The organism is Bdellovibrio bacteriovorus (genome assembly GCF_048286975.1).
Classification (GTDB): Bacteria; Bdellovibrionota; Bdellovibrionia; order Bdellovibrionales; family Bdellovibrionaceae; genus Bdellovibrio; species Bdellovibrio bacteriovorus_H.
The window spans coordinates 1683434-1696507 of record NZ_JBLVRT010000001.1 but is presented as its reverse complement, the minus strand read 5'-3'; the positions used below and the strand labels follow the sequence as shown (position 1 = coordinate 1696507).

Sequence of the window (13074 nt, the reverse complement as noted above, 5' to 3'; positions counted from 1 at the left end):
AAATTAACAACTTTATGAAGAGCTTACTAACCTTAGTCCTATTCCTAACTGTTCCCCATCTTGCGAATGCGGAATTTCAAGCGCCGGTGATCCGCGCGAAGATGTCCATGTTCAGTACGACTGTATCCGCAGGTGAACAGGTTAACGAAGAGGCCTTGGGGTCCATGTTAACGCTCCAGCCGATGGTTCTATGGAACTTTCCTTCCATCAACTCCCGTATGGGAATCCATTATATTATGGATTTCTCAAGTAATTACGGCTTCACTCCTATTTCCGGTATCGGGCTCACTGGCTATTACTATCTGAAGGGTTTGCCGGCTTCTTACGAAACGACACCGGACGACACACTGGTGCAGAAGTCCAAGCCTGGCTTCTTTACCTTTGCCAGTTTCACTCCCGTGAACTTCAACCTGAATAAAAAAGAATCCACACCGAATGCCGGAGACGGTTTTTCTTTCAGTGCGCTTTTATATGAATTCATGCTGGGTGTGGGCTACGAGTACCCGATTCGTCCTAATGCACTGATTGCAGTGGAGATTTCCACTCGCGAGGCCAGTGGCGGAGATGGCAGCACAAAGTTCAGCTACTCGGGACTGGGTCTCGGGATTTCCTTCACAACTTCCTATTACTAGAAATAAAAAAAGCGGCCATGAAGGCCGCTTTTCTTTTTTGGCGGATTACTGTGCCGCCGGAGAATTCAGATCGGTCTCAAACTTCTGAGCCTTGTTTTCCAAATCCTGGATCTTTCGTTGTAACTTATCCAGTTGCTGCTGTTTACGACGCTGCTCCTGTTGCTCCTTGTGGCGCTTCTGGGCTTCATCGAATCTGGCCTGGGCCTGTTTCATTTTTTCCTGCAGGCTGGCTTCACGCTGCTGATGTTCGACTTCTTCTTTCGTCAGCTGTTTTGAGAACTGCTTCTGCTGAAGCTTGTAAGCAGCTTCCGCATCGTCCAGCGTCACAGCCACGACCACGCGGCGATTCAGGACTTTATTGGCCGGGATTGGCGCCCCTGCCTTGTCCACTTCCGGCGCCAGCGGATGACTGGATCCGAAACCAGCTGCTGAAAGCAGTTTGGAGTCGACCCCACTTTCCTCAAAATAGCGAACCACAGAGCTTGCTCGCAGAGACGACAACTCCCAGTTGGATTTCACCAGACCGCTTTGAATTGCATCACTGTCGGTGTGACCTTCCACCGCAATCTTGTTCACGCCTTCAATAGAGCGCAAAGCACTGACCACTCGGCGCAGATTCGGTTTTGCCGCTTCTTTCACCTCGACTGCTCCGGAATCAAACAGCACTTCGCCGTCGAATTTCAACAACAGTGTGTTATTGCCATCCTTGATGATCTCCACGCCATTCAGGTCGCCAGAACCTTTAAGGATATTCATGATCTTTTGTTCAGCCAACAGGGCCGCACTGACTTCCTTGATATTACCACCGAAGTACTTTGCCACTTCCTTACGAACCAGATCGAACTTTGTATTGTCGAAGCGGGACATCGAATACATAAGAACGAAGAATCCAAAAAGAAGTGTCATCATGTCGGCGTAACTGACAAGCCAGTTGGATTCGTCATGAGCCATTTCATGCTCATGCTCATCCAAATGCACTCTGCTGCGTTTATTACGCTCTCCCATAATTAAGCCGCCTTCTTAGCTGTATCCACTTTCAAAGCACCATCGTCCTCGCGCTGAGCAGGAGACAGGAACGATTTCAGATATTCTTTGATAAACAATGGATGCTTCTTTTCGTGAACAAGCAGGATGCCTTCTTTGATGATTTCACGCAAAGTCACGTCCGCCTTGGAAACCGTCTGAAGCTTTTCAGAAATCGGGATCAAGACAAGGTTGGCCACAACCAGACCATAGAAAGTCGCCACCAGTGCGGTTGCCATCGCAGGACCGATTCGATCCTGAGCGCCCGGTTCACCCAGGGTTTGCAGCAGGGAGATCATCCCCAGTGTCGCACCCAACAGACCGAATGCGGGAGGGAAACGGGACATCGTATGCCAAACTTTGATTTCTTCATCATCGCGTTTCTTTTTACCGCGCAGGGCATTTGTCAAAACATCCGCCAGCTCGTCATAATTGAAACCGTATTCCACCAACAGCTTGACTCCGTCTTTGATGAACGGATGAGTCTCTGGTTTCATCAAGGCAGAAACAGATTTCGGGTCACGGCGATAGGCTTCAGAGATTTCCACGATTGTGCCGATGGTCCCCAGATAGTCGACTCTCTCACGCCCCAGCATTTTACGAGTGACAATCTTCAGGGCGGTCCAAAGACTCTTGAAATTGAAGCTCAACAGAGCCACGGTCAGAGTACCACCAATAACAAGCACTATCCCGTGCACATCGGCGAACACCTTTGGATTCTTTGCCGCATCGAGGATTGAAAATACTGCAATGCTGACTGCAGCCAAAATACCTAAAAGCCCCGCTATATTCATAGTTCCTCCGGAATATATACAATTGTCCAAACATCGTTTCGGAGGCCCGAGAGATACTCGAAACTGTACCAAGGCTTAGATTTCGGGGTGTTCCGCAGTTGAGACTAAATTACCTGTTCCGCAATTCTATATAATGAAGGGAACAGGGAGAGTGGAATGACGAGCCTTATTATTGGTGCATGTCTTGTGATCTTTGCTATCGAGGGACTTCTGATCAGTTTGGAGTACTTCAAGATGCAGAAGAATACAAAGCTGCAATCTGCACTGGATAAAGCCAATGCCGACAAAGACCTACTGGGCCAACGTCTGCTTGAGATGGAACGCGATCTGCAGAGCGCACGCGCCGAAGTTCAAGGCATTTATGTTCTATGGAACAAATCCCTGGAATCTGAAAAAACCATGCGCCATGAACTGCATGTCGCCAAAACCCAACTGACATACCTTGCTCAAAAAGTGATTCAAGGGGTTCCAGCTCCGAAAGTCAGCCCACAGGCCGCCTACTGGGAAACTCAAGAGCGCACTCCGGAAGTGGCCATTTCCAAAAATGTCCACCGCGAAAGCTATCAAGCCAATATGGACTTCCTCTAGAGAGGACACTGCAAGAGCGCGTATTCCACCCCGCTCTTGCTGTTTTCAACAAACAGATGTCTGCCACCTGGAAGCACTGTCCACAATCCCCGCTCTGACATCGCCTTCACCGCCACCTTGTCTGTCACAGAAAACTTCTTTGATTCCCCGGCCGGGGCTGCCACGGTCAGACCGTATTCTTTCAAAAGGTTATAAGGTCTTTTCCTTTCAGCAAACCAGACCGCGCGAGGTTCCTGCTCTCCATAGACTTTGTACTCTTCGCGATAATCCAGAGGTTCACCGGTTTCAACCGCCAAAGCCGCCGGCGCTCCTTGCAAGTGAGTCAAAGGATAGAAGGCCCACTTTTCATCGCGCTCCAGCCAGCCACTGGTTTTAAATCCGATCTGTTCATAAGGTGCCACCACAAAATCCGAGAAAGGATTGGTGCCGGCATCCACGGAAAGTCTTTGTGTTTCAAGACTTAAACGGTCCGGAGCCACTTTATAGACGGCAAAGTCTTTGCCCTCACCGCTGGAATAAGCCAGCACACCCGGCTCGATGCGCACACGAGCTTTGCCATTGGAATACGCCTGCCCGCATTGCAGGACACTCAGCATATTGCCGGACTCAACACCCATCAAAGTGTCCGGAGATCTTGGGACTTCCCGCGGAATCACGCTTTGCCAGGCCTGACTGTTATAAAAGCCAAGACGCCCGTTGGCTTCCAAAGAAACAAACGTGTTTTGATTCAATCGTCTGAAGATCACTTCCGAATTCCAGTTGTGCCCACAAACACCCAATTGATTCAGCATTGTTGCATTGTCGCCGTCCATTCGGATCGGCAGTGTGCGCCCGCTTTCCGTGCGCACAAAAGCCATATTGCCAAAAGTTGCTGCCAGAGAATATTTGGATTCTTCGAAAGGATAGATAGCATTGGCAATGGTGGACTTGGCCTCCAAATAGGGAGTGAAGTCCTGGGTAAAACCCAATTTATTCACAACCCAGGTGTCGCCCTTGGTATTCAAGGTCAGAGCGCGGTATTCACCATCTGCAAAACGATCCATTGCCGCCAGCATGGAGGTCTGTTCAAAGCGGCCGGACTTCACCGTCGCGCACTCAGGAAGTTCAGGATGTGGCTTGCTGTTTTCAAAAATCACCGCGAGCATCAGCCCCATGGCAATCACAACCGCAAGAATCACAGGGACCTTGATAAAAAACGGAATGGCTTTTTTATTTGTCATTTTTCACCTTGCTGCAATCCATCTTCACAAGTCCGCTGTTTGAACCCATGATCACATCCTTGAAGACGCATTTTTCATCCACACGGACTTCATAGACGCCCTTGCCCAATACCAGCGGCACATTCGTCAGATGATTTCCCAATAGAGCAAAACGTCCGTCATAAACGTAAATCCCCCGCACCTTGGGATCTTCCACCACCAGGGCGCCAGCTTCCTGAACATCATAAGTGTACTCAGCATTGGGAACAATCAGGTAGTTTTCCAGGGTCTTTTCAAAGAATGGGTCGCGGTAAAGACGAATCGCCCACTTGCCCGTTGGCAGCGGAACACGCACATCACTGGTGAAGCGCTTGATTACTTTGCGGTTGGAATCCAAAAGCTCAATCTTCATCAGCTTTTCAACAAAGTTCGCCTGGAAGAACCCCTGCCCGCCCACTTTCAGCGTCACCTTTTTTTGCGGCGGGATGATGAACTCTGAAAATTTGTATTTGGGCTTCAGATTTACGATAGCCAGGTACTTGCCCGGAGGAACTTCAATACCCTGGGACGCATGGAATTTGCGATAGATCTCGTTCGGGGAATCAGCCCGGAACAAAAACACTGTCGCATTGGGCTGGGGACTGCTGACAAACAGGTTCTTCCCCGGATTCAGCTGCTTGTCCAGATCCTGGAACAGCTCTTCCAGCTTTTGTTCATCATCGGCCTGGTTCATATCACCAATACAAGCCAATTTGTTCAAAATGTCCGGCTGGTTCTGCAAACCGAAAGCCACGACGAAGAATTTCAGATCCACATCTTTGCCACTAAGTTCCGCGGCGATCTTGCACGGATCCTGACCGCAGGTTTCTTCCCCGTCGGTGAAAAGAACCACTCGCTTCGGCCCCTTGTAATGTTCAACATCCTTATAGGCATCCTTTAAAGCCTGCCCAATCGGAGTCATTCCCACCGGTTCAAAGCCCTTCACGATGCCTTCAATAGCGCCCAACTTGCTTTGTCCGGGTTCAATCGCCAGATAATTGTCCTTACAATCCTTTTTGCGACGCGAACCGATCACCCGCAGTCCACTGCTGGTCTTTTCCGTCCACTGGGACATCAGATAGCGGGCCAGAAGCTTTTTTAGAACATAGATCTTGGTTTTTTTCGGGCCCATCAACTGCCCCATGGAACCCGAGCTGTCGATGACGTATTCCACCAGAGGAATGGCCGTTGATGGCAGGTCTTCGGCCTTTACTTCCCCAGCGGCATTGGCGGGAACTTTGGACGGATCAAAATCCATGTTATCCAGAAGATCTTCCGCCTTTAACTGAGTCATCCCCTGTGGCACGGAAGGATCATCCTTCTCCTGCGCTGAGGAGACAAAAGCACACAATGTCAGGACAAGCAGAATCAGCTTTTTCATCGGGGTTTCAGCATCTTTCCGACATAGTCTTCCATGCGAAGACCTATCATGACTCGAATGAAGTTCTGGCTTTCTTTATAGGTGCCACCTTCAGGAATACTATAAAAGCCGTCCGGCGCGTTCGTCGGCGCCCCCGAGAACGTCACCTGACTGGAACTCATCCCTGTGCTGACATCCACCGAAAAGCGTTTAAAGAAAGGAATAAAGCCCATATGCACCAGCGTTGTCGCCCCAAGGGAAATCTCCATCGCTGTCCCCGTGGAGCTTTCTCCCCGGGTGACTCCACTGTCTTTCATCGAATAGGACGGAAAATAAGTCAGGTCGAAGTAAACCCGGTTGAAGCTCCAGTCAAAGGACTTTTCGGAGTTAAACACATTCGGACCAAACAGATAGTGGAAGTTCGCCCCCAGCCCCATACCGGAACCCGTGCTGCTTAAAACATATTCATCGTCATTGGCGGTTTTGAAATCCGTGGACTTCGTCACCAGCTTCAGGGTCGGACGCAATTCTTTCCAAATCGGCAGGAAGCGGTAATGAATTGCGATCATGCTTTCACGATAAGTGGTTTCTTTTTCCTCACGATTGTAGGACTTTACAGGAACACTGCCGCCAGAGCTGCGGTATTCCAGGCCGATTCTCCACAGGAAATCGAAGTACCACATCAGATGCGTGTCCATAAAGTTATAATCAAACGTTTTGTACCGGTTGGCCTGATTGGGTGAGGCACTTTCGATCTTTCCCTGATAAGGGCCGAAATCCAGTTGCACATAACCCTGTTCGTAAGGATCTGGTTCGTCAGGCTGAAGGCCCCCGGTTGGAGGAACTTCCGGTTCATCATACTTTTTTTCCTGGAGGCGTGCCAGGCTGACCACGCGGTCACGAACCTTCGGGAATTTGGTGATGGTTTTGGAATCCAGCAAAATCAGGAATTTTCCATCCTGCATATTCTCAACAGATCCACGGGAGATAACTTCGATGTCGTCATCCTTGATACGCGCAATGACCACCAGGTCACCGACCCGAACCAACGGTGTTGATGCAACGATCACCACATCATCATTAACCCCGATGATGGGTACCGAGTTCTTCCGGATAATATCCGGATTGATAATGCTGGCAAAGCAGACATTGGCGAAAATAAAGATGCTGAAAAAAAGATGAAGCCTCACAGATAAATTCTATGAGGCCTCTCTGAAAGATACAATTTTAAAGCTAGCGGGCGCGGTAAATCCGGCCCTTGCTGCGACTGACAAGAAGGATCTGGCCGGATTCAAAACTGATGATGCTGTCGACTGGATCCTGCACTGAATTCGCATAGACCTGATAGCTGTCCAGATCGATAGTGAACACCTGATTGGCGTCCTTCATTGTACCAATAATCATGCGCTCATCCGGGCGAATCACCAGACGACGTCCCTGCCCAGGCACATCAAATGGCGAGCTGCTGATCTCGTTGACTCCGACAAACTGAACGTCGGCCGCTGTCGGAGTTTTCGCTGGTCCGTCGGTCAGGACAGCCACGCCGCCTGTACCCGCCAGCAGGGCCATCACACGGTGAGAAGCCACATCCACAACCAGATCCGTCGGTTTACAGTCCTGATGTCCAGCAACACCGTCCCACAATGTGATCTGGGCCACCAACCCTGGTGTTCCCCCTAAGCGCACGTTGCTGACATTGAAGATAAACAATTTATGCGAGATCGACGGACTGGTTTGCTGAGTCGCCACATAGAGACGTTCCAGATTCTTATTCAAAACCATTCCGGAAATTTTTGCGGTGCCGAAGTTGTAAATCTGAATGGCGCTGGCCGGATTCAGATAGTCGTACATCAGCTTATCCCCGTTATCAGAAGCATAGAACACATACGACGAATCCAGAGACTCGGTCAGACGCAAATCAGAATTCATGCTGCTGGTGAACAGGTTCTGAGGACAGTCACCAATACACTTATTCCCCGTGCCCAGACTCAATCCCGTCAAATCTGTCGCCGGGATACGCAGGGCTTCTGTTGTCAGACCAAATGGTCCCACCCGACCGGTTTGCGATGTCAGCAGGATATCAAAGCTGCCGGAAGTCTTCACCAAGGCCATGCGTTTGGTTTGAGTTCCCGTCAACCAAGGCAGATCTTCCATAAAGTTCCACGGTGGATTCACCAAAGTCCCATTGGGTTTGTTCATCGCCCCGTTCACCAAAGTCAAATCCCACAGGAAGTGTTTGGTGAACATGCCCAAAGTATAAGTTCCGGCAAAGACCAGGTGGTCGACAATGTTTGAACCCAGAGTCAGTGTGACTGGCACCTCGTTAAGCCAGTTCAAAGACAACGGATTCATCGACGGCAAGCTTTCAGGACGGGCCGCGAAGATATCAAAGAGTTTTTCCGCCAGCAGATAATTATTGCGGATCTTCACTTTCCATTCTTTGGTGGCCACATAGTTTCCGTCAGTGGCTTCCGCACGGATCATGAACTCCCCGGCTTTCAACGGGCCCGCACCATCCGGATCCACGGACGCATCTGTGTCTTTGGCTTTAAATTCGAAGTTTGGACCCTCATCATAACGAAGCTCATCATTCACATACCAGCGATAGAAGAGTGTATCATTGGCATTCGGATCCGTTGCGGAGATCGAGAATGAAACCGGTGCTTTTTCAGACGCCAGCACATCCGTGCCTGCCGGCAGGAAGCTGTTGATCACCGGAGACGCTTCAAATGGCGACAGCGGATTCTGCACTTTCAGATAGAAGCTGACCGTGTCGGTTTCCTGGGTTTTCATGTCACGGACACGGACTCGCACCTGATGACCCACACCACCTTCGGCAGTCACATCCGTCGGATAAGCTGGATTCCAGCTGATAATTCCTTTTGCAGAGTCGATACACATGCCGTTGGCTTCGGCGCATGGGCGCGGCGAAGTCACCAGTGAATACTCCAGCGAATTACCTTGGGAGTTATTAACAATCACCGGATATTTAAACGGTGCCGATGGCATACTGGCCGCGGTGTGGGGCATGAAGTGAACCGGAGTTCCCGCAAGATTCTGACGAGGGCTGACGAAGTATGCCGGCGCGACGACATTGATTCGTAAAGGCGTCGCACTGGCAGATCGAGTCAGCGCCAGTCCATCACGATCCACATCCCCGTTGTCATTGACATACAGTTCAGCCGAGTGTTCGCCAATGTGAGTTCTTTGAGGGCACCATTCCAACTTGTAGCGCTGGCGCAAAGTGCTGCCGTAAAGTTCTGGGGCACCTACCGGAGTCAGCTTCGGCACAGCCAGGTCCACATTCAAATTCGTACCGTCACCACACTGAGGAACCGATACGTTACGTTTATAAGTGGCATCGTAAGTGGCAATTTCAGGAGCCCAGGTCGCACTGTTTGCATGACAAGTATATGGATCCGCAGACACCGGATCCAGAGTGGGGTGGCGTAAAGGAACACTATTGGCATCACGGCACAGAGTCAACAAGGTCGAGAAACTGCCGCCGTTAGGAACATAGGCATCACTGTCATACAGGTAAACATCCTGACTGAAGTAAGTATCAGCGAAAATCCGGAAGTTATTACCAGAAACGATTTCGGCAATGGATGGTACCTGATTTTTATTGATCAGACGGATCTTATAAAAGGCATCCGTGGACTGCTGCACATCCGGCATTGTCTTGGCGTCATAGACGCGCATTTTCACCACAAGCCCTGCCGTTCCTGAGAATTTCTTCGAATCAGCGTCCGTCGGATTCCAGACAAGCTTGGCCGTTGTTTTGGAACCAGGACCCGGCGTCAATGCCTCGCGCTTTTCAATCGCAACAGAAAGACCTTCAGGCCTTGGCACCCACGTTGATGTCTTTAAGTCATAAACCTGAGCATCCAAATCAAAGTTCACTGTTTGAAGCTCGGAGCCTTTATTGTTATCAATGGCATAGATATTATAAAGCGACTCTGTGGCTTCATTGAAGTCCCCCAAAGTCAAAGGTGTCCCCAGTGCCGCGCCCGATCCACCCGTCAGAGGTGCAAAGCTGCTGTTGGTAAGGACGGGCTTGGTGTTGACCTCTTTCACCACCAATGTGACATTCGTGACGGTGCTCAAGGTTCCCCAAGGTGAACGCTCAACGGCAGTCACCTTAAAGCTGAAGTTGCCAGAATAGTCAGCCGCATTCGGCGTGTAACGGAAATAGCACTTGTTTGTCTTAAAGTAAGTCTGATCCGCAGCCGCTGGCACCGTTGAACACACATTCGTGCCCGTACAGGCCGAATTGGCAAGTCCCGTGGTGCGACACACACTCCACTGCCCGACCGGCCCTGTTCCGATTTTTTCAACGGTAAAGGTGTAGTAGTCTTTCGGATCCAATGGATACCAATAGTCATCCAGTGCATAGTACGGTGTTGGCAATTTTAAAGCACTGTCCGCAACTTGAATCAAACCATCCTGCAAGTTAGTACCCTGAGTAGCGATGATTGTCGGGCTGCTGACGATGATCGATGGATTATTGATGTCGCTATATCGCAAAGTCGCCAGCCGATTGTTGGCAATCGGAGTTGTCGTCGTCCAACCCACGTTTTCAACACGGCGAACCCACTTGTTGATTGTCAGCGTACCTGCTGGCATCACCAGAGGATCAATCAATTCATAGTAAGTGTAATTGGCAGTACGAACCCGAGTTCCAGCCGGCAGATTGATCGCCGTGGTCCCCGTCGCTCGGAAGAACCGGGCAATACCCTGGTGTTCAAAAACACCGGTGTTTTCAACTTTCAAGTTGGAGGCTTCAGGCGGCAGAACATCTGCAAAGGTGTTGATGGCTTTGGCGGGAGCACGGTAACCGTCCAAAGCACGCACGCGGAACTTACGATAGATATCGACTTGGTTCGAAGTTCCCCTCTGAACCATGTGTTCATTCCAGTCATAAAGGCCCGGAGGATGCGGCAGCGTTGGTGACGTTCCGGATACCGAACCGGAAATCGCACGAACGGTAAAGGCCGGTGAACCCGCCAGCGTATTGCTGGATGTTAGCAAAGTTCCGTCTGCTATCAGGATTGGTTTTCTCCAGACAGGAATTGAAACGCTGGCCGTCCCGATCGGCATGACAATATCATCCGGCGTTTCAAACTCAATCAGCCGGCCGGCGGTGCGAACCACAGTCAGCTTTGGAATTGTGATGGCCGTCGTGGTTGTCGGACGACTGAACGTGACGATCCCGCGATCATACAAAGCCGCTGGGTTTGTCACAGTGACCCCCGCCGGAACCGTGGTCGCAATGACTGTGACAGTGTTCGCCGCAGCCGTTGTGGCTTCAGCAACCACGGGGAACAGAACTTCAAGATCACCCGCATTGATTGTGACGTTCATTTTCGGTTTGAATACTATATTACTGCCTGGAACAGTGAAGGTGCTGTTTGTCGTGGCAAAAGTTCTGGCTGCAGTGTCTTCATTCGAACGCACGAAGCGCAGGTAACCAGCGGCCCCACCCGCAATATCCACTGAATTGGTCATAATACGGATACAGAACGATGAAGCATTTCGACGGTAAGTTGGCTCATCCATACCCACCATACGACGCAGAACCAGCATTTGACTTGTTCCGCAGTCGACTATGTTTGTCAGTGAGTCAAGGGCCCCTTTATTCGTCGCCGTACCAGTCATATTGAAGTCGTAAGCTTCCAGCCACAACGGATCGTTATCCTTGTCTGATACCGTATAAGTGATGGAATTCTGAATCTGGTTGGTTTTCACCTGAACAGTCTGATCCGCGCCCGCCAAGCACGGCTTGGTATTACGGTCGGCAGCCGTCAGATTCAGCGTGATCGGAGCCGTAGCACCATTATGATTGTCCTTCAGTGTTACGATGAAAGTTCCGGTTTTCAGGGTATGCAGGGGCTTCCACAGGAATGTGTAACGCACACGATCCGGCAGAATCTCAGGATTACCCACCTGCGTGATGTAGGTCTTCAACGTGCCTGCTGTGGTCACAATCAGTTCATCAGGTGGAAATGCCGCGTTTGGCCCGATATTGTCTGCATCCTGGAAATCCAAATAGAACTGATAAGGAGCGGCACCATCAGGAACTTCGTTGGCGCAATAGTCATACTCGATCGCACTGTCAGCGATCGGATTCACCCCACCCAGCATGATCGGAGCCGAGTTAGTGTCCTTCACTGTGACCTGCAGATTGGCCAGCGTCAAACCACCCAGCGCATCGGTGACTTCCAGTATGATACTGTTAAGTCCTTTTCGGGCATCCTCATTGTTCGGCGTCCAGCGCACGGTCACTTCACCGGCGTTGTTGATTTCAGTCGGTGCCATCTGATCATTCAAGTACAACGGATTGGAACCGGAAATGGCATCCGCGACAACCTTAACAGCATCTCCGTCTTCATCTTTGAATTTAACCAGACACACCCATTCGTTGTTTTCATTGACGGTCGGCGGGCAGTTATAGCTGTAGGTTGGACGACGGTTGACGTTCTCAACCAGCACCGGCCAGTCCACACGACTGATTTTGCCACCATCAGACAGAATAACACTCATGGTGTAAGGTTCGGGACGACCGTCGTCATAAGACGGATCCCAGCGCACGATTCCTTCTTCGGCTGTGCGCAGAACCCCCTCAAGCATCCAGGCATAAAACACCTGATCCCCATCCGGGTCTCTGGCGGTGGCGCGAATTTCAATTTTTTTGCCCTCTTCGACCCGCTGCTGCTGCACCTTGGTTGTGGCTTTTTCATCCAGCACTGGTGGTCGGTTCAGGATCCCAAACGGATAAGGCTCGGCCGTAACATCACCGTCGGCATTAAACACAAACTCCACACCGAATGATTTCATAAAGGTCAGGAAATCATGGTTGTTGGAAAGGCCGTTACGGATAAAGCGGTATAACAAATCTGGATTGAACTCCGGTGAAATTCCAAACAAAGCCAGACGTTCCTCACGGAACTTGATCACCGCGGCGGTGATTTTCTGAATTTCGTCCGGAGTGTAGGTGCTTAAATCCCGGCCCGGATAGGTCGACAACAGGTTGTAAACCAGCGTCGTATCAAGACTTGGCTGAATGATGGCGTCCGGATACACCACAGCGAACCAAGGCAGCGTGCGGTATTCCATCACCACCTTCAGCACCATCGCACCGGAAGGACTCAGGCCCTTCGGCATAATGGAACGAATGAAATCGGGTTTCGCATCGGTGGTCATATCCAGCAGGTTTTTTGTTTTCTTTTCAGACTGAATGAACTCTGTCAGATATAAAGAGAACTTTTTCGTGCTGGCCGGGTTCACCTTGGTCATATCAAACTGCAATAGACTGCCCGGAGGAATAACGATTTCACTCGATTTCCCCTGCTCCTCAAGACAGCCTGTCAACCAGACTGTCACCAGAATCAGCGCCAAAGCTTTTAATACCATCCCCTGCCCCCGCAGAAACAAACGTG

At 50.5% G+C, this 13074-nt stretch carries 8 protein-coding genes; 2 read left to right on the top strand and 6 right to left on the bottom strand.

The window, feature by feature from the left end; translation table 11 throughout:
- Positions 1-14 precede the first annotated feature (14 nt).
- Positions 15-632 (top strand): hypothetical protein, encoded by a 618-nt coding sequence (locus ACNQKP_RS08205; RefSeq protein WP_417864042.1) that lies wholly within the window; start codon positions 15-17, stop codon positions 630-632.
- A 45-nt stretch (positions 633-677) separates the two neighbouring features.
- On the opposite strand, the gene ACNQKP_RS08200 is transcribed toward ACNQKP_RS08205, so the two are convergent.
- The gene (locus tag ACNQKP_RS08200) at positions 678-1637 is read right to left on the bottom strand and encodes an OmpA/MotB family protein (RefSeq protein ID WP_417864041.1); all 960 of its coding nucleotides are present in this window, start codon (positions 1635-1637) and stop codon (positions 678-680) included.
- Positions 1638-1639: 2 nt separating this feature from the next.
- Positions 1640-2449, bottom strand: a complete 810-nt coding sequence (locus ACNQKP_RS08195; protein ID WP_417864040.1) for a motility protein A — start codon at positions 2447-2449, stop codon at positions 1640-1642.
- A 156-nt stretch (positions 2450-2605) separates the two neighbouring features.
- On the opposite strand from ACNQKP_RS08195, the gene ACNQKP_RS08190 reads away from it, so the two are divergent.
- Positions 2606-3037: a hypothetical protein gene (locus ACNQKP_RS08190; protein WP_417864039.1), complete on the top strand. Its 432-nt coding sequence runs from the start codon at positions 2606-2608 to the stop codon at positions 3035-3037.
- Here the strand turns inward: ACNQKP_RS08190 and ACNQKP_RS08185 are convergent.
- Genes ACNQKP_RS08185 through ACNQKP_RS08170 form a run of 4 tightly spaced genes read right to left on the bottom strand, consistent with a single transcriptional unit; the run spans position 3034 to position 13048 of the window.
- Positions 3034-4257 (bottom strand): hypothetical protein, encoded by a 1224-nt coding sequence (locus ACNQKP_RS08185; RefSeq protein WP_417864038.1) that lies wholly within the window; start codon positions 4255-4257, stop codon positions 3034-3036. The genes ACNQKP_RS08190 and ACNQKP_RS08185 overlap by 4 nt on opposite strands.
- Entirely contained in the window at positions 4247-5656 is a 1410-nt protein-coding gene (locus ACNQKP_RS08180; RefSeq protein ID WP_417864037.1) for a vWA domain-containing protein, read from the bottom strand. Before ACNQKP_RS08180 ends, ACNQKP_RS08185 begins: the two co-directional genes overlap by 11 nt.
- On the bottom strand, positions 5653-6825 hold the full coding sequence (locus ACNQKP_RS08175; RefSeq protein ID WP_417864035.1) for a hypothetical protein: 1173 nt from the start codon (positions 6823-6825) through the stop codon (positions 5653-5655). Before ACNQKP_RS08175 ends, ACNQKP_RS08180 begins: the two co-directional genes overlap by 4 nt.
- A gap of 43 nt (positions 6826-6868) precedes the next feature.
- The gene (locus ACNQKP_RS08170; RefSeq protein ID WP_417864033.1) at positions 6869-13048 is read right to left on the bottom strand and encodes a hypothetical protein; all 6180 of its coding nucleotides are present in this window, start codon (positions 13046-13048) and stop codon (positions 6869-6871) included.
- Between the last annotated feature and the right edge of the window lie 26 nt (positions 13049-13074).

Bases quoted from the DNA above. Each gene is read 5' to 3' on its own strand.
- ACNQKP_RS08205 (WP_417864042.1), top strand. From the start codon at position 15: ATGAAGAGCTTACTAACCTTAGTCCTATTCCTAACTGTTCCCCATCTT.
- ACNQKP_RS08200 (WP_417864041.1), bottom strand. From the start codon at position 1,637: ATGGGAGAGCGTAATAAACGCAGCAGAGTGCATTTGGATGAGCATGAG.
- ACNQKP_RS08195 (WP_417864040.1), bottom strand. From the start codon at position 2,449: ATGAATATAGCGGGGCTTTTAGGTATTTTGGCTGCAGTCAGCATTGCA.
- ACNQKP_RS08190 (WP_417864039.1), top strand. From the start codon at position 2,606: ATGACGAGCCTTATTATTGGTGCATGTCTTGTGATCTTTGCTATCGAG.
- ACNQKP_RS08185 (WP_417864038.1), bottom strand. From the start codon at position 4,257: ATGACAAATAAAAAAGCCATTCCGTTTTTTATCAAGGTCCCTGTGATT.
- ACNQKP_RS08180 (WP_417864037.1), bottom strand. From the start codon at position 5,656: ATGAAAAAGCTGATTCTGCTTGTCCTGACATTGTGTGCTTTTGTCTCC.
- ACNQKP_RS08170 (WP_417864033.1), bottom strand. From the start codon at position 13,048: ATGGTATTAAAAGCTTTGGCGCTGATTCTGGTGACAGTCTGGTTGACA.